23 protein-coding genes are annotated in these 24,601 nt (G+C 73.2%); 16 read left to right on the plus strand and 7 right to left on the minus strand.

Annotated features, from left to right (window positions below):
• Window positions 1-15: 15 nt before the first annotated feature.
• The 3 genes from C1N71_RS05600 to C1N71_RS05610 are packed head-to-tail and all read left to right on the plus strand — an operon-like array spanning window position 16 to window position 3,106.
• Entirely contained in the window at window positions 16-369 is a 354-nt protein-coding gene (locus tag C1N71_RS05600) for a YraN family protein (RefSeq protein ID WP_137755510.1), read from the plus strand.
• Window positions 366-1,895 carry a YifB family Mg chelatase-like AAA ATPase gene (locus C1N71_RS05605; RefSeq protein WP_137755511.1) on the plus strand — a complete coding sequence of 510 codons (1,530 nt, stop codon included), beginning with the start codon at window positions 366-368 and terminating at the stop codon, window positions 1,893-1,895. Before C1N71_RS05600 ends, C1N71_RS05605 begins: the two co-directional genes overlap by 4 nt.
• A complete protein-coding gene (locus tag C1N71_RS05610) occupies window positions 1,892-3,106 on the plus strand; it encodes a DNA-processing protein DprA (protein WP_254678113.1) in 1,215 nt (404 codons plus the stop codon). Before C1N71_RS05605 ends, C1N71_RS05610 begins: the two co-directional genes overlap by 4 nt.
• A 4-nt stretch (window positions 3,107-3,110) precedes the next feature.
• Here C1N71_RS05610 and C1N71_RS05615 read toward each other — a convergent pair whose 3' ends face one another.
• Window positions 3,111-5,366, minus strand: coding sequence for an LLM class flavin-dependent oxidoreductase (locus C1N71_RS05615; protein ID WP_137755512.1), 2,256 nt, complete (start codon window positions 5,364-5,366; stop codon window positions 3,111-3,113).
• Between the two features lie 70 nt (window positions 5,367-5,436).
• Between C1N71_RS05615 and C1N71_RS05620 the strand changes: the two genes are divergently transcribed.
• Window positions 5,437-5,934, plus strand: a complete 498-nt coding sequence (locus C1N71_RS05620) for a MarR family winged helix-turn-helix transcriptional regulator (RefSeq protein ID WP_175414118.1) — start codon at window positions 5,437-5,439, stop codon at window positions 5,932-5,934.
• On the opposite strand, the gene C1N71_RS05625 is transcribed toward C1N71_RS05620, so the two are convergent.
• A complete protein-coding gene (locus tag C1N71_RS05625) occupies window positions 5,931-6,815 on the minus strand; it encodes a bile acid:sodium symporter family protein (protein WP_254678114.1) in 885 nt (294 codons plus the stop codon). The genes C1N71_RS05620 and C1N71_RS05625 overlap by 4 nt on opposite strands.
• Before the next feature lie 106 nt (window positions 6,816-6,921).
• On the opposite strand from C1N71_RS05625, the gene C1N71_RS05630 reads away from it, so the two are divergent.
• Together C1N71_RS05630 and C1N71_RS05635 are read left to right on the plus strand one after the other, a co-directional pair.
• Window positions 6,922-7,815, plus strand: coding sequence for a metallophosphoesterase (locus C1N71_RS05630; RefSeq protein ID WP_137755515.1), 894 nt, complete (start codon window positions 6,922-6,924; stop codon window positions 7,813-7,815).
• Between the two features lie 5 nt (window positions 7,816-7,820).
• Window positions 7,821-8,738 carry a tyrosine recombinase XerC gene (locus C1N71_RS05635; protein ID WP_254678115.1) on the plus strand — a complete coding sequence of 306 codons (918 nt, stop codon included), beginning with the start codon at window positions 7,821-7,823 and terminating at the stop codon, window positions 8,736-8,738.
• A gap of 9 nt (window positions 8,739-8,747) precedes the next feature.
• Here the strand turns inward: C1N71_RS05635 and C1N71_RS05640 are convergent, their stop codons facing one another.
• Window positions 8,748-9,323: a peptidoglycan DD-metalloendopeptidase family protein gene (locus C1N71_RS05640; protein ID WP_137755516.1), complete on the minus strand. Its 576-nt coding sequence runs from the start codon at window positions 9,321-9,323 to the stop codon at window positions 8,748-8,750.
• 267 nt (window positions 9,324-9,590) lie between these two features.
• Here C1N71_RS05640 and rpsB point away from each other — a divergent pair, with 267 nt between their 5' ends.
• The 8 genes from rpsB to C1N71_RS05680 all read left to right on the plus strand — a co-directional run bounded on the left by rpsB (window position 9,591) and on the right by C1N71_RS05680 (window position 15,377).
• Window positions 9,591-10,535, plus strand: coding sequence for a 30S ribosomal protein S2 (gene rpsB / locus C1N71_RS05645; RefSeq protein WP_137755517.1), 945 nt, complete (start codon window positions 9,591-9,593; stop codon window positions 10,533-10,535).
• A gap of 8 nt (window positions 10,536-10,543) precedes the next feature.
• Window positions 10,544-11,368, plus strand: a complete 825-nt coding sequence (gene tsf, locus C1N71_RS05650; RefSeq protein WP_137755518.1) for a translation elongation factor Ts — start codon at window positions 10,544-10,546, stop codon at window positions 11,366-11,368.
• A gap of 141 nt (window positions 11,369-11,509) precedes the next feature.
• A complete protein-coding gene (pyrH, locus tag C1N71_RS05655) occupies window positions 11,510-12,229 on the plus strand; it encodes a UMP kinase (RefSeq protein WP_137755519.1) in 720 nt (239 codons plus the stop codon).
• Window positions 12,230-12,271: 42 nt separating this feature from the next.
• Complete coding sequence (gene frr, locus C1N71_RS05660) at window positions 12,272-12,826, plus strand: ribosome recycling factor (protein WP_137757211.1); 555 nt, start codon at window positions 12,272-12,274, stop codon at window positions 12,824-12,826.
• A gap of 24 nt (window positions 12,827-12,850) precedes the next feature.
• On the plus strand, window positions 12,851-13,786 hold the full coding sequence (locus C1N71_RS05665; RefSeq protein ID WP_254678116.1) for a phosphatidate cytidylyltransferase: 936 nt from the start codon (window positions 12,851-12,853) through the stop codon (window positions 13,784-13,786).
• Window positions 13,787-13,835: 49 nt separating this feature from the next.
• On the plus strand, window positions 13,836-14,381 hold the full coding sequence (locus tag C1N71_RS05670; protein ID WP_137755520.1) for a DivIVA domain-containing protein: 546 nt from the start codon (window positions 13,836-13,838) through the stop codon (window positions 14,379-14,381).
• Between the two features lie 74 nt (window positions 14,382-14,455).
• Window positions 14,456-15,088: a lytic transglycosylase domain-containing protein gene (locus C1N71_RS05675; RefSeq protein ID WP_137755521.1), complete on the plus strand. Its 633-nt coding sequence runs from the start codon at window positions 14,456-14,458 to the stop codon at window positions 15,086-15,088.
• A gap of 67 nt (window positions 15,089-15,155) precedes the next feature.
• On the plus strand, window positions 15,156-15,377 hold the full coding sequence (locus tag C1N71_RS05680) for a hypothetical protein (RefSeq protein WP_137757213.1): 222 nt from the start codon (window positions 15,156-15,158) through the stop codon (window positions 15,375-15,377).
• 28 nt (window positions 15,378-15,405) lie between these two features.
• Here C1N71_RS05680 and C1N71_RS05685 read toward each other — a convergent pair whose 3' ends face one another.
• Window positions 15,406-16,473, minus strand: coding sequence for an AI-2E family transporter (locus C1N71_RS05685; RefSeq protein WP_137755522.1), 1,068 nt, complete (start codon window positions 16,471-16,473; stop codon window positions 15,406-15,408).
• Window positions 16,474-16,615: 142 nt separating this feature from the next.
• Here C1N71_RS05685 and C1N71_RS05690 point away from each other — a divergent pair, with 142 nt between their 5' ends.
• Together C1N71_RS05690 and C1N71_RS05695 are read left to right on the plus strand one after the other, a co-directional pair.
• The gene (locus tag C1N71_RS05690; protein WP_137755523.1) at window positions 16,616-18,520 is read left to right on the plus strand and encodes a hypothetical protein; all 1,905 of its coding nucleotides are present in this window, start codon (window positions 16,616-16,618) and stop codon (window positions 18,518-18,520) included.
• Window positions 18,517-19,464 carry a tetratricopeptide repeat protein gene (locus C1N71_RS05695; protein WP_137755524.1) on the plus strand — a complete coding sequence of 316 codons (948 nt, stop codon included), beginning with the start codon at window positions 18,517-18,519 and terminating at the stop codon, window positions 19,462-19,464. Before C1N71_RS05690 ends, C1N71_RS05695 begins: the two co-directional genes overlap by 4 nt.
• Here the strand turns inward: C1N71_RS05695 and C1N71_RS05700 are convergent.
• Genes C1N71_RS05700 through C1N71_RS05710 form a run of 3 tightly spaced genes read right to left on the minus strand, consistent with a single transcriptional unit; the run spans window position 19,458 to window position 24,279 of the window.
• Entirely contained in the window at window positions 19,458-19,982 is a 525-nt protein-coding gene (locus C1N71_RS05700; protein WP_137755525.1) for a TIGR03086 family metal-binding protein, read from the minus strand. The two genes, C1N71_RS05695 and C1N71_RS05700, sit on opposite strands and share 7 nt — an antisense overlap.
• A 59-nt stretch (window positions 19,983-20,041) precedes the next feature.
• Entirely contained in the window at window positions 20,042-22,192 is a 2,151-nt protein-coding gene (gene glgB / locus C1N71_RS05705) for a 1,4-alpha-glucan branching protein GlgB (protein WP_137755526.1), read from the minus strand.
• Complete coding sequence (locus tag C1N71_RS05710) at window positions 22,189-24,279, minus strand: alpha-1,4-glucan--maltose-1-phosphate maltosyltransferase (protein WP_441297173.1); 2,091 nt, start codon at window positions 24,277-24,279, stop codon at window positions 22,189-22,191. The genes glgB and C1N71_RS05710 overlap by 4 nt, the downstream gene beginning before the upstream one ends.
• Window positions 24,280-24,601: the final 322 nt, after the last annotated feature.

The following is a 24,601-nucleotide window of genomic DNA, read 5'->3' on the forward strand; positions in this document are numbered from 1 at the left end:
GGTGGGATGCTCGGCATGCATCCCAAGGATCGACTCGGACGAGACGGCGAGGACGCCGCCGCCGACCTGCTGCGGCGGGCCGGCATGCGCATCGTCGACCGGAACTGGCGCTGCCGTCACGGCGAGCTCGACGTCGTCGCCCGCGACGGCGTCACGTGGGTGTTCGTCGAGGTGAAGACTCGTCGGGGTCGCCGCTTCGGGCATCCGCTCGAGGCCATCACGCGCGACAAGGTCCGCCGCCTCCGCACGCTCGCGACGCTGTGGATGCAGGCGCGCGACGTGCGCGGCCCCATGCGGCTCGACGCGATCGCGGTCGATGCCCCCTCCGACGAGCCCATGCGCCTCGAGCACGTGCGGGGCATCCGATGACGGCGATCCTGCGCGTCGTCGGCGCCGCCCGCACCGTCGCGCTGCAGGGGCTCGCGGGGCGCCGCGTCGACGTCGAGGTCGACGTCGCGAGCGGGCTCCCGAGCGTGCGCGTCGTCGGCATGCCCGACGCCGCCATCCGCGAGGCGCAGCACCGCACGCAGTCGGCGATCGAGACGTCCGGCTTCGAGTTCCCCTCGACCCGCGTCGTCATCAACCTCACGCCCGCGTCGCTGCCGAAGGCCGGCACGCACCTCGACCTGCCGATGGCGATCGCCGTGCTGCGCGCGATCGGCGTCGTGCCGGCCGAGCGCGACGCGGCCCTCTTCGGCGAGCTCGGCCTCGACGGCCGCCTGCAGCCGCTGCGCGGCGTGCTGCCGCTCGTGCGCGCCGCCGCGCTCGACGGCGCCGACGAGGTGCTCGTGCCGCATGCGAACGCCGACGAGGCATCCCTCGTCGAGGGCGTGCGGGTGCGCGCCGTCGCGAGCCTGCGCGAGGCGGCCATCGCCCTCGGCGCCGACGTCGAGCCGGTGCCGGTGGAGCCGGCGACGCTGCGCGTGCCGCCCGAGGCGCCGCGTGCCGTGCCCGACCTCGCCGACGTCATCGGCAACCTCCACGCCGTCGAGGCGCTGCAGGTCGCGGCGGCAGGCGCGCACCACATGCTCATGCTCGGCCCGCCGGGCGCCGGCAAGACGATGCTCGCGTCGCGCCTGCCGGGTCTGCTGCCCGAGCTCGACGTGGGGCAGGCGCTCGACGTCGCCTCCATGCGGTCGCTCTCGGGCATCGCGTGCGCGTCGCTCGACCGCACGCCGCCGTTCGAGGCGCCGCATCACTCGGCGACCGCGGGCGCGCTCGTGGGCGGCGGCGGTGCGCTCATCCGTCCGGGCGCCGTCTCGCGCGCCTCCCACGGCGTGCTCTTCCTCGACGAGAGCCCCGAGTTCTCGCGCGTCGTGCTCGACGGCCTCCGGGAGCCGCTGGAGTCGGGGCTCATCGAGATCCACCGCTCGGCTGCGACCGCCGTCTTCCCCGCGGCGTTCCAGCTCGTGCTCGCCGCCAATCCGTGCCCGTGCGGCCAGCACGGCACGGGCCAGTGCCGCTGCGCGCCCCAGCAGCGGCGGCGCTACCTCGGTCGGCTGTCGGGGCCGCTCCTCGACCGCGTCGACCTGCAGGTCACGGTCGATCGAGTGCGCCCGGTCGAGGCGGCGATGCGCGCCGACGAGCCGCGCACCTCCACGCACGTCGCACGGCAGCGCGTCGCCGCGGCGCGCGAGCGGGCTGCGCATCGCCTGCGCGGCACGCCCTGGCGCGCGATGGGGCAGGTCGACGGCCCGTGGCTGCGCCGGACGCATCCGCTGCCGCCCGACGTCGTCGCGCCGCTCGACGATGCGCTCGCGCGCGGCGCGATCTCGATGCGCGGCTACGACCGCACGCTGCGCGTCGCGCACACCGTGGCCGACCTCGACGACGAGCCCGTCGCGCGCGAGCACGTCGGCCGCGCGCTCTTCTACCGACAGGGGGTCCCGACGTGACCAGGTTCCGACTGCCGGAGGGTGTGCTGCGCGAGCTCGTCGCCGGCGTCGCGCCGCCGAGCCTCGCCGTTGCCGACGATGAGACCGTGCTGCGCCTGTTCGCCGCCGCGGCGTGGTCGTGCATCCCCGAGCCCGGCGACGCCGTGGCAGGCGCGGCGCGCGAGGCGCTCGGCGACGTCCGCGCGCTCGAGCTCCTCGTCGACGGCGCAGCGCCCTCGCGCTGGCTCGCAGAGGCGGGCGAGGCCGCGCCCGACCTCGTGCGGCACATGGATGCCGCGGTCGACCGCTGGCGCCCGCGGCTCGACGACGCCCGCGTCCGCCGCGCGCTCGAGCAGGGCGCGGCGTGGGGGCAGACGCTGCTGAGCCCGGTCGCCGCCGAGTGGCCGATCGGCCTCGACGACCTGGGCCCGCACGCGCCTGCGGCCCTGTGGGTGCGCGGATCGCTCGCGGCGCTCGTGGAGCTCGACCGCTCGATCGCCCTCGTCGGCTCCCGCGCCGCGAGCGGCTACGGCGAGCACGTCGCGATGGAGGCCGTCGAGGGCCTCGTGCGGCACGGCTTCGCGACGGTGTCGGGCGCGGCGTACGGCATCGACGCGTGCGTGCATCGAGCGACGATGGCAATCGGCGGCACGACGATCGCCGTCATGGCAGGCGGGCTCGATCGGCTCTACCCGCCCGGCAACGACGACCTCCTGCGTCGCGTCGAGCGCGAGGGAGCCCTCGTGGCGGAGGTGCCGTGCGGCTCGACGCCCTCGCGCTGGCGGTTCCTCGCGCGCAATCGGCTCATCGCCGCGCTCGCGCAGGCGACGGTCGTCGTCGAGGCGAGCGTGCGCTCCGGATCCATCAACACCGCCGGCCACGCCGCGACGCTCGGGCGACCGCTCGGCGCCGTGCCCGGTCCCGTGACGAGCGGTGCGAGCGCGGGATGCCACCGCCTCATCCGCGACTACGGCGCGCAGCTCGTGCAGGGTGCCGACGAGATGCGGGCGCTCGTCGACGGCGACGCCGAGCCGCAGGGGCTCGCGGCTCGCGTCGGCGCCGACGAGACGCGCGTGCTCGATGCGCTGAGCGTGCGGCAGCCGCGCGACGTCGACGACCTCGCCGCGCGCGCCGGCATGTCGATCGCTCAGGTGCGCGCGACGCTCGGGCTGCTCGACCTCTCCGGCGCGGTCGAGCAGCGGGGAGCGGGATGGGTGCGGTCCTCCCGCTGAGCGCTCACGCCGCCCGCGTCGACCCCGACGCGGTCGCATCGCTCGCCGATGCGGCGGGGACGCCCACGAAGAAGTTGTCGCGAAAGAGCCCCGTCGGGTCCACCTCGGTCTTGATCGCACGCAGCCGCGCGAGGGTCGGCGGCGGGAAGGCGCGCTCGAGGAGCGCCGGATCCGTGCGCTGCTCGAAGCTGAGGTACAGCCCCTCCGACACCTCCTCGAGGTCGCGCCAGAGCGCGTCGAACGTGCCCGACCTGCCGATCGCGGTGATGGAGAAGCCCGCGTCGCGATGCGCGAACGCCGTCTCGTCGGGCGCGAGGTCGCCGATCGCACCGCCCATCGAGCGGATCTGGAACCACGGGGCCGAGCCCGAGCCCACGAGCGCCGCGGACCGGCGCGCGACCTCGCCGCCCAGGGAGCGCACGAGCGCCGAGCGGAACGTCGGCTCGCCGACGCCCCGATGCTCGCCCTCGAACGCGGCCATGACCTGGTCGTAGGTCGCGAGCGTCACCTGCTGGCTCACGAGCGGCGCGAGCGCCGCGAAGGCGTTCAGCCGCTCGAGGATCGTGTCGGGATCGGCGGAGTCGACGACGCCCATCACCTGGGCGATCGCAGGCTCGCCCGGCCGGCCGCGGCCGAGGATGGCGAAGAGCGTCGTGTCGCGCGGCGTCGCCTCCATCGTCGCGCCGAACGCCTCGAGCCACCGCGCGACGTCGTCGACCTGGAAGGCGAGCTGCGCGAAGCCGACCTGCCCGACCTCCGCGGCGCGGATGTCGAAGGACGTCACGATGCCGACGTTGGCGCCGGCGCCGCGGATCGCCCAGAGCAGCTCCGGCCGCTCGGTCGCCGAGGCGCGCACGACGGATCCGTCGGCGAGCACGACCTCGGCACCGACGACGTTGTCGATCGTGAGCCCGTGCTCGCGTCCCAGGAAGCCCACGCCGCCGGCGGTCGCGAGCCCGCCGACGCCGACCCCGCCGTAGTCGCCGCTCGAGATCGCCCAGCCGTGCGGCGCGAGCGCGGCGGCGACCTCGACCCAGCGCGCTCCCGGCCCGATGCGCACGATGCGCTCGGCCTCGTCGACGACCTCGATGGCGTCGAGCGCACCCACGTCGATCACGAGCCCGCCGTCGTTCGTCGATCGCCCGCTGATGCCGTGCCCGCCCGAGCGCACGCCGAGCGGCACGTGCGGATGGGCGCGGGCGACGGCGACGGCGTCGACGACCTCCTCGACCGTCCTCGGCTGCAGGACCAGGCCCGGCGAGCCCCCGCGCATGGCTCCGGAGCGCACGCGTGCGTAGCCGACGTCGCCCGGCTCGATGGCGCGATCGCGCAGCGACTCGGGCAGCTCGTCGTACGCGATGCCCTCGCGGCGTGCCGCGAGCGCGACGGCGGATCGGCCGGGGGCGCGCGTGCCGGCCGCCGCGCGCGCGGCGGCGACGGTCTCGCGCAGCGCGGCGCCCGTGCCCTCGGCGAAGCCGCGCAGCACGCGCTCGTCGTCGCCCATGACGATGAACGTCGAGACACCGTCCTCGAGCGCGAGTCGCACGAGCTCGTCGAGCGGCTCGTCGCCGCGGATGTTGAGGAGGCGCTGGATCTCGCTCGGATCCCGCCCGACCGCCGTCGCGGCCGCGTCGATGCGCGCGTTGCCCGCGGCGACGTCGCCGGGCTGCAGGTAGGGCAGGGAGGGGAGCCAACCGTCGCCGACCTCGCCGGTGAGCCGCAGCATGCGGGGCTTGTAAGCGCCGACGTGGATCGGGATGCGATGCGCGGGCTCCGGGCCGCGCTTGGCCCCTGCCACCGGGTAGTGCTCGCCGCCGCGCACCGGACCGCGCGCGTCGACGTCCCACAGGTCGCGGATGACGCCGATGCCCTCCCGCAGGGCGTCGATCGACTCGGCGATGCTCAGACGCCGGCCACCCATCGCGGCGATCGCGTCCCAGAACCCGCCGGCCCCGATGCCGAGCTCGAGCCGCCCGCCAGAGAGCAGGTCGAGCGATGCAGCCGCGCGCGCCGTGACGGGTGCGGGGCGCAGCGGCAGGTTCAGCACGTTGGGGGAGAGGTGCACGCGCTCGGTCTCGGCCGCGACGTACGTCAGCAGCGTCCACGTGTCGAGGAACGCCGACTGGTACGGATGGTCCTGGAACGTGACGAGGTCGAAGCCCGCGTCCTCGCTGATCTGCGCGAGCGCGACGACGCGCTCGGGATGCGCCGCGCTCGGCGTGATGAACGTCCCCAGCCGCAGCGGGTGCCCGTGGTCCACGGAAGCCTCCTCGAATCGTGTTGTGAGACAACCTATCTGCTGTGCCGCGCATTCCCGCTACCCTGGAGCCATGGCGGAGGACCTCGAGCTGGGCTGGTCGCTCGGCGTGCTGTTCCGCGAGTGGCAGCGCCGCGCGCAGGCGGCGACGGCGTCGGTGCCGCACGGCCCGCGCGGCTTCCAGATCCTGCAGACCCTGGAGGGCGCCACGCCGCGGCAGGGTGCGCTCGCCGCGCACCTCGGCATCGACCGCACCGTGCTCACGTACGTCGTCGACGACCTCGTCGACGCGGGGCTCGTCGAGCGTCGCGTCGACCCGAGCGATCGCCGTGCGCAGCTGTGCGCGCTCACGGATGCGGGCGCGCGCACGCTCGCCGCGCTGCGCGACGCGGTCGCGGCGAGCGAGGGGGCGCTGCTCGCCGGGCTGCCCGAGCGCGACGCTGCGGAGCTCGAGCGGCTCGTGCGTCGCGCGGCGATCCGGCTGCACGTCGGCGACGACCGCGACGCGTGCCGCGTCGTCGCGGACGTCGCGGCGGTGCTCGACGAGGCTCGAGCGCCCGCGCGTCGCTAGGCGGACGCGGTGGGCCTCGCAGCGATCGCCGACCCGCGACCGCGGATGAGCAGGCCGAAGCCGCCTGCGATGAAGAGCATGAGCACGCCGTAGACGCCGGCGGGCAGGCTCACCTCGATCGAGCCGAGGACCGTCTGCGCGATGACGATCGCGAGCACGGCGTTGTGGATGCCGATCTCGAACGACGATGCGACCGCCTGGCGCTGCCCGACGCCGAGCCAGCGCGGCGCGAGGTAGCCGACGGCGAGGCTCAGCAGGCAGAACAGCGCCGTGATGCCGGCGAGGCTCGCGACGTTCTCGACGAGGATCGCCCAGTTCGAGATCACGGCGCCGGCGATGACCACCACGAGCACCACGAAGGATCCGATGCGCACCGGCACGTCCATGCGGTCGGCGAACGTCGGGCTCAGCCGCCGCACGAGCATGCCGAGCGCCGCAGGACCGAGCACGACGAGGAACACCTCGACCGTCTTCGAGAGCTGGAGGCCGAGCTGGTCGTCGAACGGGTCGAAGATCGCGATCGCGAGGTTCGTGATGAGCGGCAGCGTCACGACGGCGATGATCGAGTTGATGGCCGTGAGCGAGATGTTGAGCGCGACGTCGCCGCGGAAGAGGTGGCTGTAGAGGTTCGCGACCGTGCCGCCCGGCGAGGCGGCGAGCATCATCATGCCGACCGCGAGCAGCGGCGGCAGCTGGAAGAGGGCGACGAGCCCGAGGCAGATCGCGGGCAGGACGAGCAGCTGGCATGCGAGCGCCACGACGACGGCGCGCGGATGCCGCGCGACCCGAGCGAAGTCGGCCGGCGTGAGGCCGAGGCCGAGGCCGAACATGATGATGCCGAGGGCGACCGGCAGCCCGATCGTCGTCAGTGCGGAGTCCATGACCACAGTGTGCGGCACGACGTGAGCGATGCTCGGCCCACGCGCCGCGGACCACGGGCCGCGAGCCGCCCCGGGATGACGGTGGGTGCGTCCTAGCCTTGGGTCCATGCACGACGGACTGGGTCAGCATCCCGCCCCGACGCACGTCGTCGCCCACGTGAGCGACACGCATCTGCTCGCCGGCGGCGCGCTGCTCGGCGGTGCGATCGACACGGCCGAGCACCTGCGCAGCGTGCTCGAGCGCCTCGAGCTCGCGGCGCCGACCGCCGATGCGCTCGTCGTCTCCGGCGACTGCACCGACCTCGGCGAGCCCGAGGCCTACGCGCTGCTGCGCGAGCTCGTCGAGCCCGTCGCCGCCCGGATGGGCGCGCGGGTCGTGTACGCGGCGGGCAACCACGACGAGCGCGGGCCCATGTGGCGCGCGCTGCACGACATCGACGAGGCGGCGCCGTACGACCACGTGCACGACGTCGGCGGCCTGCGCATCGTCTCGCTCGACTCGAGCCTTCCCGGCTTCCACCACGGCGGCTTCGACGACGGGCAGGCGCAGTGGCTCGCCGACGTGCTCGCCGAGCCCGCCCAGCACGGCACGCTGCTCGTCATGCACCACCCGCCGCTGCCATATCGCGCCCGCATCATGCAGGTGCTCGAGTTCCAGGACGAGCGGCGCCTCGCCGAGGTGCTCGCCGGCAGCGACGTGCGCGCGATCCTCTCGGGGCACCTCCACGTCAACGGCTCGGGCACGTTCGCCGGCATCCCCGTGATCCTCGCGAACGCCACCTCGTACGCCGACGACCTCGCCGCGGGGCCCACGGCGTTCCAGGGCATCGACGCGGCGCAGTCCGCCAACCTCCTCGAGGTCTACCCGCATACCGTCGCGCACTCGGTCGTGCCCGGCCGCGCGCATCCCTCGCTCTCGCCCCTGCCCGCCGACCTCCACGCGCGACTCGCGGCGCTCGACGCCGCAGGGCGCGTCGAGCGCTTCAGCAGGAAGCGCTGACCCGCATGGCGCCCGTGCGTTCGATGCGCGTCGAGGAGGCGGTCGACGCCTACCTCGCGCATCTCGAACGCGAGCGGGGCGCGAGCCCCCGCACCGTCCGCGCATACGGCGCCGACCTGCGCAGCCTCGTCGAGCACTGCACGGCGCACGGCATCGACGACGTCGCCTCCCTCGACCTCGAGACGCTGCGCGACTGGCTGTACGCGGCGAGCGAGCGCGGCCTCGCCCGTTCGACCCTCGCGCGCCGCAGCTCGAGCGCGCGCGGCCTCGGCGCCTGGCTCGAGCGCGAGGGCGTCGCGATCGGCGCGGCGCGGCTGCGCACCCCCAAGCGCGAGGCGCATCTGCCCCGCGTCCTCTCCCGCGGCGCGATCGACGGCATCGTCGCGCGGCTGGCGGTCGAGGCCGAGACGGGCGATCCCGTCGCGCGCCGCGACCTCGCGATCGTCGAGCTGCTCTACGCGAGCGCCCTGCGCGTGTCCGAGCTCGTCGGGCTCGACGTCGACGACGTCGACCTCGAGCGCCTCACGGTGCGCGTGCTCGGCAAGGGCGCCAAGGAGCGCGTCGTCCCGTTCGGCGTGCCGGCCCTCGATGCCGTGCACGACTGGATCCGCCTCGGGCGGCCCGCGCTCGCGACGGGGCGCGAGACGCGGGCGCTGCTGCTGGGGGTGCGCGGGGGCCGGATGGGGCAGCGGGCGGTGCACGCGCTCGTCGCGCGCCTGCTGGAGGACGTGCCCGGATCCGGCCCGGCCGGGCCGCATGCGCTGCGCCACACGGCCGCGACGCACCTGCTCGACGGCGGCGCCGACCTCCGGGCCGTGCAGGAGCTGCTCGGCCACGCGAGCCTCGGCACGACGCAGATCTACACGCACGTGTCGCTCGAGCGCCTCACCGCGTCGTATCGCACCGCGCACCCGCGCGCGTAGCCGCAGCGGTCACGGCGCTGCGCCCAGCGGCAGCAGCACGGCGCGCTCGGCGCCCAGCAACCCCATGGGGTTCGCGTACGCGCCGTCGATGCGCACGCCGAGGTGGATGCACGCCCCGCACGGCCGATGGCCGCCGACGAGCACGCCGATGGGGTCGCCCGCTGCGACGACGTCGCCCGCGACGACGCTCGGTGCCACGGGCTCGACCGTGACGAGCACCTCCCACGGCGCGTCCTCCATGCGGATCGTCACGACGGGCCGGTCGACGACGGTGCCCGCGAAGGTGACGGTCCCCGCGGTCGCGGCGGCGACCGTCGTGCCCGGCAGCGCTGCGACGTCGATGCCGCGGTGCCCCGCGCCCCACGGTGCGGAGGGCGCCGCGAACGCGCGCAGCACCGCGGCGCGCGGCACGGGCCACGCGAGCGAGCCGCGCAGCGACTCCGGCACGTCCGCCGCCGTCGAGGCGGGGGCGTCGGCGTCCTCGGCCGCGACGGCCGTGGCGGGCGCCCACCGCGCCGGCGCCATCAGCAGCACGACGGCGACGAGGACGACGGCGAGCGAGCGACGACGGAGGCGACGGGGCATGCCGCGACGATGCACCGACGGCGCGCTCGTTCGCGCGGCCGGCAGCCTCCCTGGGGAGCGGCACCGCCTGTGGGGGAGGCGGCGGCCGCGCCGCCGCCACCCTGCGAGCGTGTAGCATGGCCGGAGCACCCCCGACTCGGGGTGACTTCGCGCGTCCACGACGCGACGACCTCCCACGGTCCGGCACTGCCGGCGGAGGTCGCGCAGGGCGCCAGGGGAGCGGTCGCCGACCGCTCCGGCAACCGCAAGAGAACCAGGAGATGGCTCATGGCCGTCGTCACCACTCGCCAGCTGCTCGACAGCGGCGTCCACTTCGGGCACCAGACCCGTCGCTGGAACCCCAAGATGAAGCGCTTCATCTTCACGGAGCGCTCGGGCATCTACATCATCGACCTCCAGCAGTCGCTCGCCTACATCGACAAGGCGTACGACTTCGTCAAGGAGACCGTGTCGCGCGGCGGCTCGATCCTCTTCGTCGGCACGAAGAAGCAGGCGCAGGAGCAGATCGCCGAGCAGGCGACGCGCGTCAACCAGCCCTACGTGAACCAGCGCTGGCTCGGCGGCCTGCTGACGAACTTCCAGACGGTCTCCAAGCGCCTCACGCGCATGAAGGAGCTCGAGGAGATCGACTACGCCGACGTCGCGGGCTCGGGCTTCACGAAGAAGGAGCTCCTGCTCAAGCAGCGCGAGCTCACGAAGCTGCAGAAGTCGCTCGGCGGCATCCGCAACCTCCAGCGCACGCCGTCGGCGCTGTGGGTCGTGGACATGAACAAGGAGCACCTCGCGATCGACGAGGCGAAGAAGCTGGGCATCCCGGTCATCGCCATCCTCGACACGAACTGCGACCCCGACGACGTGCAGTACCCGATCCCGGGCAACGACGACGCGATCCGCTCGGTGGGCCTGCTCACGAAGATCATCGCCGACGCCGCCGCCGAGGGCCTCATGGAGCGCCACCAGGGCTCGTCGACCGACGAGGCCGAGCCCATGGCCGAGTGGGAGCGCGAGCTGCTCGCGACCGAGTCCGCCGCGCCCGAGACCACCGAGGTCGTCGCGGAGCAGGCCGAGGCCGCCGCGACCGAGCCCGCCGCCGAGGAGGCGACGGTCGAGGCCGAGGCTGCTGCGGAGCCCGCCGAGACCGCCGAGACCACGGAGGCTGCCGACGAGGCCGCCGCCGAGACCGCGGACGCCACCGCGTCCGAGACGAAGTAAGGGGACACATGGCCGTCAACATCGCCGACCTCAAGGCGCTGCGCGAGCAGCTCGGCACCGGCATGTCCGACACCAAGGCCGCCCTCGAGGAGGCCGGTGGCGACGTCGAGAAGGCGACCGAGATCCTGCGCCTCAAGGGCGCGAAGGGCAATGCGAAGCGCGCCGACCGCACCACGAGCGAGGGCCTCGTGGCCGTCGCGGAGGGCACCGGCTCGGTCACGATGATCCAGCTCGCCTGCGAGACGGACTTCGTGGCGAAGAACGACAAGTTCATCGCGCTCGCCGACAAGGTCGTGGCCGCCGTCGCCGCCGCCGGCTCGGCGACCCTCGAGGAGGCCCTCGCGGCCCCCGCCGAGGGCTCGACCGTCCAGCAGGTCATCGAGGAGCAGGCCGCGACGATCGGCGAGAAGATCGAGCTCGCCAAGGTCGCGACCCTCACGGGCGACGCGTTCGCCACCTACCTGCACCGCACGAGCAAGGACCTGCCCCCGCAGGTCGGCGTCGTCGTCGCCTTCCAGGGTGACGACGCCGAGACCGCTCGCGCGGTGGCGCAGCACATCGCGATGTTCGACCCCACGGTCGTCAGCCGCGACGACGTGCCGGCCGAGCAGGTCGAGAAGGAGCGTGCGCTCGTCACCGAGATCGCGCTCGGCGAGGGCAAGCCCGAGGCCGCCCTGCCGAAGATCATCGAGGGTCGCCTCACGGGCTTCTTCAAGCAGATCGTCCTCGTCGACCAGGACTACGCGCGCGACAGCAAGCAGACCGTCGGCAAGGTCCTCGAGGCCGCCGGCGTCACCGTGACGTCGTTCGCGCGCTTCAAGGTCGGCGCGTAGCCGGACCTGCAGCACGACGCACGACGAAGGGGGCCGGATCCGTCCGGCCCCCTTCGTCGTGTCGTCGAACGGGCGCGGATCGGGCCGGTCGCCAGACGATAGGCTCGTCGACGGCTTGGCACGACGACCGACGGAGCTGACATGACCGACGCCCCCCGCACGAACCGGCGACGGGTCCTCCTGAAGCTCTCCGGCGAGGCGTTCGGCGGCGGATCGCTCGGCGTGAACCCCGACGTCGTGCAGGGCATCGCGGCGCAGATCGCGGATGCGGCGAAGGACGTCGAGATCGCGATCGTCGTAGGCGGCGGCAACTTCTTCCGCGGCGCCGAGCTCTCCCAGCGCGGCATGGACCGCGGTCGTGCCGACTACATGGGCATGCTCGGCACCGTCATGAACGCGCTCGCGCTCCAGGACTTCCTCGAGCAGGCGGGCGCGGCGACGCGCGTGCAGTCGGCGATCCAGATGACGCAGGTCGCGGAGCCGTACATCCCGCTGCGCGCCGAGCGGCACATGGAGAAGGGCCGCGTCGTGGTGTTCGGCGCCGGCGCGGGCCTGCCGTACTTCTCGACGGACACGGTCGCCGCGCAGCGCGCGCTCGAGATCGGCGCCGACGAGGTGCTCGTCGCCAAGAACGGGGTCGACGGCGTGTACACGGCGGATCCGAAGCAGGACCCGACGGCGACGCGCATCGACGACATCACGTACCAGGACGCGCTCGTGCGCGGCCTCAAGATCGTCGACGCGACGGCGTTCAGCCTCTGCATGGACAACGCGATGCCGATGCTGGTGTTCGGCATGGAGGGCGACGCCATCGCGCGCGCCATCCGCGGCGAGCGCATCGGCACCGTCGTCCACGGCTGAGCCGCGCTCGCACCTAGACTGGATCGGATGGATGGAGGCGCCATGATCAACGACGTGCTGGCAGAGGCCAAGGACAAGATGTCCCAGTCGGTCGAGGTCGCGAAGGACGACTTCGCGACGGTGTCGGCAGGGCGTGCCAACCCGGCGCTCTTCCAGAAGCTGCTCGTCGAGTACTACGGCACCCCGACGCCGCTCGTGCAGCTCGCGGGCTTCCAGCAGCCCGAGGCGCGCGTGCTCGTCATCACGCCGTTCGACAAGTCGGCGCTCAAGGACATCGAGAAGGCCATCGTCGCGGCGCCGCACCTGGGTGCGTCGCCGAACAACGACGGGCAGATCATCCGCATCACGATGCCCGAGCTCACGGCGGACCGCCGCAAGGACTACGTGAAGATCGTGCGCGACAAGGCCGAGACGGCTCGCGTCGCCGTGCGCAACGTGCGCCGCTCGGCCAAGAGCGACCTCGACGCACTCACCGGCGAGGTGGGCGACGACGAGATCGCCCGCGCCGAGAAGGAGCTCGAGTCCATCACGAAGCACGCGGTCGACCAGATCGACGAGGCGCTGAAGAAGAAGGAAGCCGAGCTGCTCGAGGTCTGAGCGACACGGTTCACGGAGGCACGCGTGGCAGAGCGCGACCCGCATCGGATCGAGGCGCAGATCCAGGCGCAGATCGCATCGGCGCGCGAGCAGATCGAGGCCGCGAACGAGCGCGCCAACGCGCGCGCGGGTCGCAACCTCCCCGTCGCCATCGGCCTCGGCGTCGTCCTCGGCGTGCTGCTGCTGGCGAGCCTGCTGCTGTTCAAGTGGCTCTACGTCATCCTCTGCAGCGTCCTCGTCGCCTTCACGCTCTACGAGCTCGCGAGCGCGCTGCGCTTCGCCGGCCGCGACGTGCCACGCGTGCCGCTCGTGGTGCTGGGCGTCGCGCTGCAGGTCGCGACGTGGCAGTGGGGTGCCGCCGGGCTGTGGTACGGCACGCTCATCGCGATCGGCGCCGTCGCGCTGTACCGCCTCGTCGAGGCGGCGGTGGCTCCGGCGACGCGCACGGGCGCGCGCGCCGTCGCGATCGACATGGCCGCGGGCGCGTTCTGCATCGCGTACTGCGGCGTGCTCGGCGCGTTCTCGGTGCTCCTCACCGCGCAGCCGGGCGGGGAGTGGTGGACCCTCGGCTTCCTCGTCCTCGCCGTCGTGAACGACACCGGCGCGCTCGCCGCGGGCGTCCTCTTCGGCCGGACGAAGCTCGCGCCCCGCATCAGCCCCGGCAAGACGTGGGAGGGGTTCGGCGGCGCGGCGATCCTCGTCGTCGCGTCCGGCGTCGCCTACGGCATCCTCGTGCTCGGCGTGCCGTGGTGGTACGGCGCGATCATCGGCGTCCTGATCCTCGCGACGGCCACCGTCGGCGACCTCGCCGAGTCGCTCATCAAGCGCGACCTCGGCATCAAGGACATCGGCACGTTCCTGCCGGGGCACGGCGGCTTCCTCGACCGGCTCGACTCGAGCCTGCCGAGCGCCGTCGTCATGTACGCGCTCTACGAGATCGCCAGGCTGGCGGCGTTGTGAGGCCCGTGCGTCGACGCCGACGCACGGCGACCGTGAGAGGATGCGAGGCATGAGCGCCACGTTCCCGAAGGTCCGCCGTGGGCAGCTCGGCTACGACATCGAGCAGGTCGAGGACTTCCTCGAGGATGCTCGCCGCGCGTACGCGAGCGACTCGCCGACGGCGCTCGACTCGTCCCAGATCCGGCAGGCGTCGTTCGCCCTGGCGAAGTCGGGGTACTCGCCGGCGCACGTCGACGCGGCGCTCGAGCGGCTCGAGGAGGCGTTCGCGAATCGCGAGCGGGAGCGCGGCATCGCCGAGCAGGGCGAGTCGGCGTTCTTCGAGTCGATCCGCGCGCAGGCGGAGGAGACGCTCGCCCGCCTCAAGCGGCCGGACGGCGAGCGCTTCCGCCGCGTCGGCTCGCTCACGAAGGGCTATCGCGTCGCCGAGGTCGATGCGTTCGCCGCGCGCCTCGCCGACTACCTCGAGGACGGTCCGGAGATCACGCCGCGCGAGGTGCGCACCGTGCAGTTCCAGGCGCAACGCGGCGGCTACGACGAGGACCAGGTCGACCTCGTGCTCGACTCCGTCGTCTCCCTCATGCTCGCCGTGCGCTGACCGACGCGCGCAGGCGGCCGGCGACGGCCGGGCGGGTGGGGCGTCGTTACCGTCCCGTGATAGTCTCGATCCCCATGTTCTCTCGTACCGATGCTCCTGCGCGCCGCACGCGGACGCGCGGCGTCGTGTCGATCGCGGCGCTCGTCGCCGCGAGCGCCTTCGTCGCGGTCTCCCTCGTCGACCCGAGCGTCGCGACGTACGCCGAGGACTCGGGCTTGCAGAGCGAGAACCCGCTCGCGCAGGGCATCGGCGAGGTCACGGGATCGGGCGATGCGGTGCAGCGCGACGACCTGCTCGTCGAGAGCCCCACGCCGACGCCGACCCCCACGCCGACCCCCACCCAGGCCGCGTCCACCGGCTCGTCGGCTGCGGCGCCGTCGCTGCCCGCCGTGGCCGCGCCGGATCCCGGCTCGGCGCAGGCCATCGCGCGCGACATGGTCCTCGCGCGGGGCTGGGGCGACGACCAGTACCAGTGCCTGTACCTGCTGTGGCAGCGCGAGTCCGGCTGGAACGTCTACGCGCACAACGCCTCGAGCGGCGCCTACGGCATCCCGCAGGCGCTCCCGGGCTCGAAGATGGCCACGGCCGGCGCCGACTGGCAGACGAACCCCGTCACGCAGATCTCGTGGGGCCTCGGCTACATCTCCGGCCGCTACGGCACGCCGTGCGGCGCGTGGGGCCACTCCGAGTCCGTCGGCTGGTACTGAGCCCGTGGCCGCGCGCCGGTCGCGGCGTCGACCGGCGGAGCACGTGCCGCTCGACGTCGACCGCATCATGCTCGGCACCCTGAGGACCGAGGTGCGCATGGGCTTCGCGTGGAACGTGCAGCCGATGAGCGCGGCGAACGCGCAGAAGGCCTACCGCTGCCCGGGCTGCGAGCTGCTCGTCGAGCCCGGCACCGCCCACGTCGTCGTGTGGCGCGCCGACAGCATCTTCGGCGAGCGGGCGGTGGAGGATCGCAGGCACTGGCACACCGCCTGCTGGCGCGTGGCCTGACGCGTCCGCGTCGGCCGGGTGCATCCGGCTACAGGGAGTCCTGCCGCGGGATGACGACCTCCTTGAGGATGAGCTGGATCGCGGCGGCCACGGGGATCGCGACGAGCGCACCCAGGATGCCGAGCAGCGTGCCGCCCGTGAGGGCGGCGAGCACGACCACGACGCCCGGCACCTTGACGGCGCGGTTCATGATCTGCGGGCTGATGAAGTACGCCTCCGCCTGCATGTACACCGCGTAGTAGATCGCCACGGGCAGCGCCGTGGCGGGCCCGTCGAGGAGCAGCACGAGCAGCGAGATCACGACCGATGCCGTGATGGTGCCCACGAGCGGGATCGTCGAGGCGAGGAAGGCGATGAAGGCGTACACGGCGGCGAGCTCGGAGCCGACGATCGACAGCATGACGAACGACAGCACGCCGTTGATGAGGCCGAGCGTGAACTGCCCCGTCACGAATCGACCGATCGACGTCATGATCTCCTCCGCGATGCGGATGAACGTCGGGCGCTTCGAGGCGGGGACGAGGCGGTACATCGCCGACTTCAGCGAGGGCAGCGAGCCCATGAAGTACAGCATGAGCACGAACACGATGAAGCCGCCAAAGATCGCGGCGGCCGTGGCCCCGATCGCGCCGATGATCGTCGTGACGATGCCGCCGAGCTGCGGCGGCAGCGATGCGTAGGTGTTCGGATCCTGCAGCGCCGAGAGCGTGTCGTCGATCATCCCCTGCCAGTCGATGCCGGGGAAGGTCTGCTGGGCCCAGTCGAGCACGTCCTCGAGCAGCCCGTCCTGGAAGGCGCGGACGATGCCCTGCACGAGGGTCGAGAACTGGTCGACGATGACCGGCACGACGATGAGGACGATGCCGGTGAACGCGCCGAGGATCACGACGATGACCGTGAGGACCGCGAGCCAGCGCGGGAAGCGATGCCGGGTGAGGAACTGCACGATCGGATCGATGCCGAGCGCGAGGAAGATCGCGGCGAACGCGTAGACGAGCACCGAGGAGACCTGGCCGACCGCGGCGGCGATCGCGATCGCGAGCAGCACGCCGAGCCCGCCGAGCAGGCCGATCTGGAACGCACCCTTCACCCTCATCCGGCCAGCATAGGGGCCGCATGCCGAACGTCCGGCGCACGTCCAGCGAGCACCGATTGGAAGGGGCCGCGACCGAACAGGTACCCTGGATGGTCGGACGTGCGCGGCTCGACCCACCCGTCGCCGCGCGGAGGGAACCTGCATGCGATACCTGCTCTCGGTCGTCAGCCTCGTGCTCGCCGTGGCCTGCTTCGCGCTCGCCGTCGGCCAGCGCACGATCTGGGCACCGCCGCAGACGATCACCGAGCAGCTGCAGGAGGCCGTCGAGACCCCTGTGCTCGTGCTCGGCGGCGACGTGCTCGCCACGCACGACGGGCGGCAGGCGATCACGATCGCCGGCGACGGCCCGATCACGGCCGTCGTGGGCCGCACGAGCGACGTGCTGGGCTGGATCGGCGACGCGGATCACTCGATGGTCGTCGACGAGGACGGTGAGCTCGTGCTCGACGCGACGACGGGCGGGGAGGCGACGGTGCCCGCCATCGCCGGCAGCGACCTGTGGGTGCAGGAGGTGACGGGCGAGGACGAGATCACGCTCGAGCTGGCCGCCCCGCTGGACTACTCGGTCGCCATCGTCTCCGACGGCACGGCCGCGGCGCCGAGCGACGTGCGCGTCGACTGGCCCAACGAGCGCTCGATGCCGCTCTTCGGTCCCCTCATGACGGCGGGCTTCGTGCTCGCGGCGCTCGCGCTGCTGCTCCTCCTGCTCGCCGTGCGTCGACACCGCAGGCAGCGTGGACCGCAGCGCCGACTCTCGCCGGCGCCCTCGCGCCGCGAGCGGCGTGAGATCCGTCGCGGCGCGCAGCGCGGCCTGCCCGTCGCGCCGCCGCAGGACGCGATCGAGCCGGCCGCGCCGAGCGAGCCGTCCACCGACGCATCCGCGACTCAGCAGGACGAGGCGTCGACGCAGGAGCCCACGTCGGGCGACCGCGCCGACGAGGCGCGGCGCGCCGAGCGCCGTGCGACGACGACGCGCCATGCGACGCTGCGCCGCGTGCGACTCGTCGTGCCCATCGCGATGGGCGCCGCCCTGCTCACGGGCTGCGGTCCGCAGTACTGGCCCGATCTCGCGCAGCCCTCCGCCTCGCCGTCGGGCAGCCCCGAGCCGACGAGCCTCGAGGACACGCTGCCGCCCGCCGCCGTGACGGTGCGGCAGTTCGAGCGCATCCTCGACGACACCCGCGAGGTGGTGGCCGAGGCCGACGCGAGCCTCGACGCGACGCTCGTCGCCGAGCGTCTCGGCGGCCCCCAGCTCGAGGCGCGCACCGTGAACTACCAGGTGCGCGGCGTCGATCCCAGCGTCGCCGCCGCGACCGGCATCCCCGACGGCGACATCCAACTGCTCCTGCCGCAGCAGACCGAGGTGTGGCCGCGGTCCGTGCTCGCCGTCGTCGGATGGCAGGACGAGTCGCAGGCGCAGTCCGCGCTCGTCTTCGTGCAGGAGGGCCCGCGCGAGGACTACCGGCTCGTGTACCAGTACCGCCTCCAGTCGGGCAACCAGCTCACCGGCGCATCCGCCGACATCGGCGCACCGGGCCTGCCAGCCAACACGCCGCTGCTCGAGATGCCGCCCGAGCAGGTGGCGCTCGCCTACGGCGACGTGCTCATCAACGGCACGAACTCGTCGTGGTCGAGCCGATTCCCGGCGGAGAACGACTCGCTGCAGGAGCAGGTCGGATACGACGACAAGCAGGAGACGCTCGCGGCCGACACGAGCCAGACCGTCACCGTGAGCTTCGCCGACCAGGAGGACGAGCAGGCGCCCGTCGTCCTCGTCGCTGACGCGGACGGCGGCGCGTACGTGGCGACGTCGTTCGTCGAGACGACCACGTCGATCCCGAACGAGGAGGGCGTCACGGTGCGCCCCGGTGCGGGGGCGCAGGCGGCGCTCTCGCCGGTCGAGAGCTCGACGACGGGCCTCGAGGCCGCGTACCAGATCCAGGCGCTGTTCTACGTGCCGCCCAAGTCGGACGACGGCTCGGAGCAGCCGCTCGTGCTGCTCGGCTACGCGTACGCGCTCGTCGGCCTCCAGGAGGTGCAGGGATGACCGATCGTCTGCCCGCGTCGATGGCGGGAGCCGTCGACCTGTCCGGTCTCGCGGCGCGCCACGCGCGCCCCGCCGCCGCGCAGCAGCCCGCGCCCGGCGACGGCGATGCGCCGCAGGGCGGCGTCGGCGTCATCGTCGACGTGACCGATGCCGACTTCGCGCAGATCGTCGAGCTGTCGCGCACCGTGCCGGTCGTCGTGGACATCTGGGCGGAGTGGTGCGGGCCCTGCAGGCAGCTCACGCCCGTGCTCGAGCGCCTCGTCACGGGCTACGCGGGCCGGCTCGTGCTGGCGAAGGTCGACGCCGACCGCAACCCGCAGCTCGTGCAGGCGTTCCAGGCGCAGTCGATCCCGACCGTCGCGGCCGTCATCGGCGGTCGCCCCGCTGCGCTGTTCACGGGCGCCATCCCCGAGGCGCAGGTCGCCGACGTGCTCGAGCAGGTGCTCGCCTTCGCGGCGCAGGAGGGCGTCACCGGCCGGCTGCCCGTCGGGGAGCCGGGGGAGCAGGCCGCCGAGCCGACCGAGCCGCCCCTGCCGCCGCTGCATCAGGAGGCGCACGACGCGCTCGACCGCGGCGACCTCGCAGGGGCGATCGATGCCTTCGAGCGCGCGATCGTCGCGAACCCGCGTGACGGCGAGGCGATCGCGGGACTCGCCAACGTGCGACTGCTCGATCGGCTCCAGGGTGCCTCGGCGGACGAGATCCGCCGGGCCGCCGCCGACGCGCCGAGCGACGTGGATGCGCAGATGCGGGTCGCCGACCTCGACGTCTCGGGCGGCCACGTCGAGGACGCGTTCGCCCGGCTCCTCGAGCTCGTCGCATCCACGACCGGCGACGAGCGACAGCAGGTGCGCCTGCGCCTGCTCGACTTCTTCGAGATCGTGGGCGCCGACGACCCGCGCGTCGCCGCGGCGCGGCGCAGGCTCACGACGCTGCTCTACTGAGCCGCGGCGACGCTCCTGCCCGAGAACGCCGCGAGCCGCTCGTAGGCATCCGCGCCCGCGCGCGGCTCGACGGCAGGGGAGAACGCGTCGCCGCGACGGTCGTCGGCGAGGTTCCGCGTGACGAAGTCGAGGCCGCGCTCTGCCGCGGAGGCGTCGAGATCCTCGGTGGTCGTGCCCGTCGCCGTCCGCAGGTCCCAGGCGTGGGTGGCGAGCTCGGCGAGCTGCCAGTCGACCTGGGCCTCGTGACCCTCGTCGTACGCGGCGCGCAGCTGGGCCGCCGCCTCGCCGAACGCAGCCGCGCGGTCCTCGGCGCCGCCGGCATCGGCGGACCCGTCGACCTCCTCGCCGCGCATGCCCGCGGCGAAGCGATGCAGATCGGTCGTGAGGTGGTCGACGAGGGCCGCCACGTCCCACTCGGTGCACGGGGTCGGGCGCTGCCACCCGTCGTCGTCGAGGTCGTCGATGGTGCGCTCGAGGGCGCGCAGCAGTGCGTCGAGGTCGGGATCGATCGTCGTCATGTCCGAGATGGTGCACCCATCCGGGTCCGTGCGCCAGCCCCGGGTCCAGCGCTCCGGAGTCAACGCTCCGGCGTGAGCAGCAGGCCGGCGAGCGGCGGGATCGTGAGGGTCGCCGACGCGGGGCGACCGCCGAATCCCTCGTCGGTCGCGTGCACGGTGCCGAGGTTGCCGACGCCCGATCCGCCGTACTCCGACGCATCCGAGTTCACGAGCTCCGTCCACGGTCCCGCCTCGGGCAGCCCGATCCGGTAGCCGTGCACGGGGCGGCCCGAGAAGTTGTGGATGGCGGCGATCGGTCGACCGTCGTTCCCGTGGCGCAGGAAGGCGACGACGTTGTCGGACGAGTTGCCCCCGTCGATCCACTCGAAGCCCGCGGGCTCCGAGTCGCGGCCCCAGAGCGCCTCCTGCTCGCGGTAGACGCGGTTGAGGCGGGCGACGAGACGCTGCAGGCCCTGGTGCGCCGGCTGGTCGAGGATCCACCAGTCGAGGCCGCGGGCCTCGCTCCACTCGCTCGGCTGGCCGAACTCCTGGCCCATGAAGAGCAGCTGCTTGCCCGGATGCGCCCACATGAACGTGAGGTAGGCGCGCACGGACGCCAGCTGCTGCCAGTGGTCGCCGGGCATCTTGCCCAGCAGCGAGCCCTTGCCGTGCACGACCTCGTCGTGGCTGATCGGCAGCGTGAACGCCTCCGAGAAGGCGTACAGGAACGAGAAGGTGATGTCGTGGTGATGGTGCGACCGGTACATCGGGTCGACCTGCATGTAGCGCAGGGTGTCGTGCATCCAGCCCATGTTCCACTTCAGGCCGAAGCCGAGCCCGCCTTGGTCGGTCGGCTTCGTCACGCCCGGCCAGGACGTGGACTCCTCGGCGATCATGACGATGCCCGGGCAGCGGCGATAGGCGGTGGCGTTGACCTCCTGCAGCAGCGAGATCGCCTCGAGGTTCTCGCGGCCGCCGTGCACGTTCGGCAGCCACTGGCCCTCGCTGCGCGAGTAGTCGAGGTAGAGCATCGATGCGACGGCGTCGACCCGCAGGCCGTCGACGTGGAACTCCTCGAGCCAGTAGACGGCGTTCGCGACGAGGAAGTTCCGCACCTCGCTGCGACCGAAGTCGAAGACGTTCGTGCCCCAGTCCAGCTGCTCGCCGCGGCGCGGGTCGCCGTGCTCGAACAGCGGCGTGCCGTCGAAGCGCGCAAGCGCCCACTCGTCCTTCGGGAAGTGCGCGGGCACCCAGTCGACGATGACGCCGTAGCCGGCGCCGTGGAGGCGGTCGATGAGGTACTTGAGGTCGTCGGGGTGGCCGAATCGGCTCGTCGGCGCGTAGTAGCCGGTGACCTGGTAGCCCCACGAGCCGCCGAACGGGTGCTCGGCGAGCGGCAGGAACTCGACGTGGGTGAAGCCGGTCTCGTCGAGGTACGCGATGAGCGGATCGGCCATCTCGCGATAGGACAGGCCGGGGCGCCACGAGCCGAAGTGCATCTCGTACACCGACATCGGCCCAGCGTGCGGATCGGTCTGCGCGCGGGCGCGCATCCACTCGTCGTCGCTCCACTCGAACGTCGACACGCCGGTCTTCGACGCCGTCGCGGGCGGCACCTCCGTGAAGCGCGCGAAGGGGTCGGCGCGGCGCACCCAGCCGTCCTGGGCGAGCAGCTCGTACTTGTACGCGTCGCCAGCGCCGACGCCCGGCACGAAGAGCTCCCAGATGCCGCTCACGCCCATGGAGCGCATGGCGTGCGCCGTGCCGTCCCAGCCGTTGAAGTCGCCGATGACGCGGGCGGCGCGTGCGCCCGGCGCCCAGACGGCGAACGCCGTGCCGGCGACGCCCTGATGCTCGCGCACGTGGCTGCCGAGCACCGTCCACGCCTGCTCGTGACGGCCCTCGTGCCACAGGTGCGCGTCGAGCTCGCCCACCGTGGGCAGGAAGCGGTAGGGGTCCTCAGCCTCGTGCGGCACGCCGTCGTCGTAGGTCGCGCGCACGCGGTACGGTGCGATGGCGCCCGGCACGACGCCCTCCCAGACGCCGTGGCCGACGTGGGTCAGCGGCACGGCGTCCGAGCGCTCTGGCAGCGCCTCGACGCTCGTCGCGAGCCGGCGCACGACGCGGACGACGTGGTCGTCGCCGTCGGGATGCGCGCCGAGCACGTCGTGCGGGGTCGCGTGGCTGCCGTTCGCGAGCTGCTCGAGGGTCGCGTCGTCGATCGTGGTCATGGCCGCCTCACGTGCAGGATGTGGACGGGCTCGACGAAGGCGTCGAGCCGCACGAACGCGTCGTCGCCCCACTCCCACACCTGATCGGTCACGAGGTCGTGCACCGAGAAGGTCGAGCCCGGCTCGAGGCCGATGGCCTCGAGGTCGAGGTGCACCATCGTCTGTCGCACCGAGTGCGGGTCGACGTTGGCGACCACGATGATCGTGTCGTCCTCGCCGGACGGCGTGAAGCGTCCGTCGAGGTGCTTCGCGAAGACGAGCACCGCGTCGTCGTCGCTCCAGTGCACGGAGAGGTTGCGCAGCTGCTGCAGCGCAGGGTGCTCGGCGCGGATGCGGTTCAGCATGGTGAGGTAGGGCGCGATCGAGGTGCCGAGCCGCTCGGCCTTCGCCCAGTCGCGCTCCTTGTACTCGTACTTCTCGTTGTCGACGTTCTCCTCGGACCCGGGCCTGGCCACGTCCTCGATGAGCTCGTAGCCGGCGTACACGGCCCAGGACGGTACCCCGGTCGCCGCGATGGCGGCACGGATCTTGTACGCGGGGACGCCGCCGAACTGCAGGAACTCCGTGAGGATGTCGGGCGTGTTCGTCCAGAAGTTCGGGCGGAACCACGCCGCCTGCTCGCCGGAGACCTCGGCGAGGTACTCGCTCAGCTCCTGCTTCGTGTTGCGCCACGCATAGTAGGTGACCGACTGCTGGAAGCCCACCTGCGCGAGCGTCTGCATCATCGCGGGGCGCGTGAAGGCCTCCGCGTGGAACATGACGTCCGGGTGCCGGTCGGTGATGGTGCGGATCACCCACTCCCAGAACCAGACCGGCTTCGTGTGGGGGTTGTCGACGCGGAAGATCTGCACGCCGCAGTCGATCCACTGCTCGAGCAGCCGCACGGTCTCGTGCGCGATGCCCGCGGGATCGTGGTCGAAGTTGATCGGGTAGATGTCCTGGTACTTCTTCGGCGGGTTCTCCGCGAACGCGATCGTGCCGTCGGGCAGCTGCGTGAACCAGTCCGGGTGCTCGGTGACCCAGGGGTGGTCGGGCGCGCACTGCAGCGCGAAGTCCAGCGCGACCTCGATGCCGTGCGCCGCGGCCTCCGCGACGAAGTCCCGCAGGTCGTCGATCGTGCCGAGGTCCGGGTGGATGGCGTCGTGGCCGCCGTCCTTCGAGCCGATGGCCCACGGGCTGCCGGGGTCGCCGGGGCCGGGCGTCAGCGAGTTGTTCGGTCCCTTGCGGTTGACCTCGCCGATGGGATGGATCGGCGGCAGGTAGAGCACGTCGAAGCCCATCGCGGCGACGGCCGGGATGCGCTCCTTCGCGGTCTGGAACGTGCCGGAGATCCAGCCGTCCTTCGTCTTCCGCGCGCCCTCGGAGCGGGGGAAGAGCTCGTACCACGAGCCGACGAGCGCGCGGCGGCGCTCGACCCGCAGCGGCACGTCCTCGGAGGCGGAGACGAGCGCGCGCGGGGGGTGCGCCTCCATGATCGTGCGCATCGTGAGCGTCGTCGCGGCGGCCCAGCGCTCCTGCGGCGTGCGCGTGCGATCGCGCAGCACGGCCGCGGTCTCGGCGAGGCTCGCAGGTCCCGCCGCCTCGGCGATGGACCGCTCCATGAGCCGGGCGCCGATCTCGAGCATGAGCTCGACGTCGATGCCTGCGCCGATCTTGATCTCGGCGTCGTGCAGCCACGTGCCCCAGTCGTCGCTCCAGCCCTCGACGTGCCACGACCACATGCCCTGCTCGTCGATCGCCGCGAGCGCCGTCCAGCGATCGGTGCCGGGTGCGACGAGACGCATGGGCTCGCGGTGCACGGCGCCCGAGGGCGCCGTCAGCACGAGGGTCGCGCCGATCTGGTCGTGGCCCTCGCGGAAGACCGTCGCCGAGAACGGCACGACCTCGCCGACGACGGCCTTCGCCGGATGCGGCGAGCCGGGGATGGCGGGGAAGAGGTCGCGCACGGGGATGCGGCCCGTGTGCACCTGGGTGCGGGGGTCGACGCGCGCGTCGGCCGGTGCCGCAGACGCTGCGGGCGTGGGCGCTGCGGGCGTCGGCTCTGCGGGCGTCGGCTCTGCTGACGCGGGCTCGTCCGGCCCCGGCAGCGGCGGGAGGGGAGCGGAGGCCGTCGAGGCGGTCGATGCGGGCCTCGGCGCCGAGACGGGTCGGCGCAGCCCGAGCGACGGCTTCGGCGGCTCGACGAGCGCCGGCGGCTCTGCGACCGGCGGCTCTGCGACCGGCGGCTCGACGAGCGCCGGCGGCTCTGCGACCGGCGGCTCTGCGACCGGCGGCTCGACGAGCGCCGGCGGCTCTGCGACCGGCGGCTCTGCGACCGGCGGCTCGGGCGAAGGCGGCGCGGGCGTCCGCGCAGGCTCGGGTGCCGCAGCCTGGGGCGGCTGGGCCGCATCCTCGGGCTTCCTCCTGGTG

This window comes from Agrococcus sp. SGAir0287 (genome assembly GCF_005484985.1).
In the GTDB taxonomy this organism is placed as follows: domain Bacteria; phylum Actinomycetota; class Actinomycetes; order Actinomycetales; family Microbacteriaceae; genus Agrococcus.

Excerpts from the sequence above, each read along its gene's own strand:
- C1N71_RS05600 (WP_137755510.1), top strand. The coding sequence starts at position 16 with ATGCATCCCAAGGATCGACTCGGACGAGACGGCGAGGACGCCGCCGCC.
- C1N71_RS05605 (WP_137755511.1), top strand. The coding sequence starts at position 366 with ATGACGGCGATCCTGCGCGTCGTCGGCGCCGCCCGCACCGTCGCGCTG.
- C1N71_RS05620 (WP_175414118.1), top strand. The coding sequence starts at position 5,437 with ATGGCGGAGGACCTCGAGCTGGGCTGGTCGCTCGGCGTGCTGTTCCGC.
- C1N71_RS05625 (WP_254678114.1), bottom strand. The coding sequence starts at position 6,815 with ATGGACTCCGCACTGACGACGATCGGGCTGCCGGTCGCCCTCGGCATC.
- C1N71_RS05630 (WP_137755515.1), top strand. The coding sequence starts at position 6,922 with ATGCACGACGGACTGGGTCAGCATCCCGCCCCGACGCACGTCGTCGCC.
- C1N71_RS05635 (WP_254678115.1), top strand. The coding sequence starts at position 7,821 with ATGGCGCCCGTGCGTTCGATGCGCGTCGAGGAGGCGGTCGACGCCTAC.
- C1N71_RS05640 (WP_137755516.1), bottom strand. The coding sequence starts at position 9,323 with ATGCCCCGTCGCCTCCGTCGTCGCTCGCTCGCCGTCGTCCTCGTCGCC.
- rpsB (WP_137755517.1), top strand. The coding sequence starts at position 9,591 with ATGGCCGTCGTCACCACTCGCCAGCTGCTCGACAGCGGCGTCCACTTC.
- tsf (WP_137755518.1), top strand. The coding sequence starts at position 10,544 with ATGGCCGTCAACATCGCCGACCTCAAGGCGCTGCGCGAGCAGCTCGGC.
- pyrH (WP_137755519.1), top strand. The coding sequence starts at position 11,510 with ATGACCGACGCCCCCCGCACGAACCGGCGACGGGTCCTCCTGAAGCTC.
- frr (WP_137757211.1), top strand. The coding sequence starts at position 12,272 with ATGATCAACGACGTGCTGGCAGAGGCCAAGGACAAGATGTCCCAGTCG.
- C1N71_RS05670 (WP_137755520.1), top strand. The coding sequence starts at position 13,836 with ATGAGCGCCACGTTCCCGAAGGTCCGCCGTGGGCAGCTCGGCTACGAC.
- C1N71_RS05675 (WP_137755521.1), top strand. The coding sequence starts at position 14,456 with ATGTTCTCTCGTACCGATGCTCCTGCGCGCCGCACGCGGACGCGCGGC.
- C1N71_RS05680 (WP_137757213.1), top strand. The coding sequence starts at position 15,156 with ATGCTCGGCACCCTGAGGACCGAGGTGCGCATGGGCTTCGCGTGGAAC.
- C1N71_RS05685 (WP_137755522.1), bottom strand. The coding sequence starts at position 16,473 with ATGAGGGTGAAGGGTGCGTTCCAGATCGGCCTGCTCGGCGGGCTCGGC.
- C1N71_RS05690 (WP_137755523.1), top strand. The coding sequence starts at position 16,616 with ATGCGATACCTGCTCTCGGTCGTCAGCCTCGTGCTCGCCGTGGCCTGC.
- C1N71_RS05695 (WP_137755524.1), top strand. The coding sequence starts at position 18,517 with ATGACCGATCGTCTGCCCGCGTCGATGGCGGGAGCCGTCGACCTGTCC.
- C1N71_RS05700 (WP_137755525.1), bottom strand. The coding sequence starts at position 19,982 with ATGACGACGATCGATCCCGACCTCGACGCACTGCTGCGCGCCCTCGAG.
- glgB (WP_137755526.1), bottom strand. The coding sequence starts at position 22,192 with ATGACCACGATCGACGACGCGACCCTCGAGCAGCTCGCGAACGGCAGC.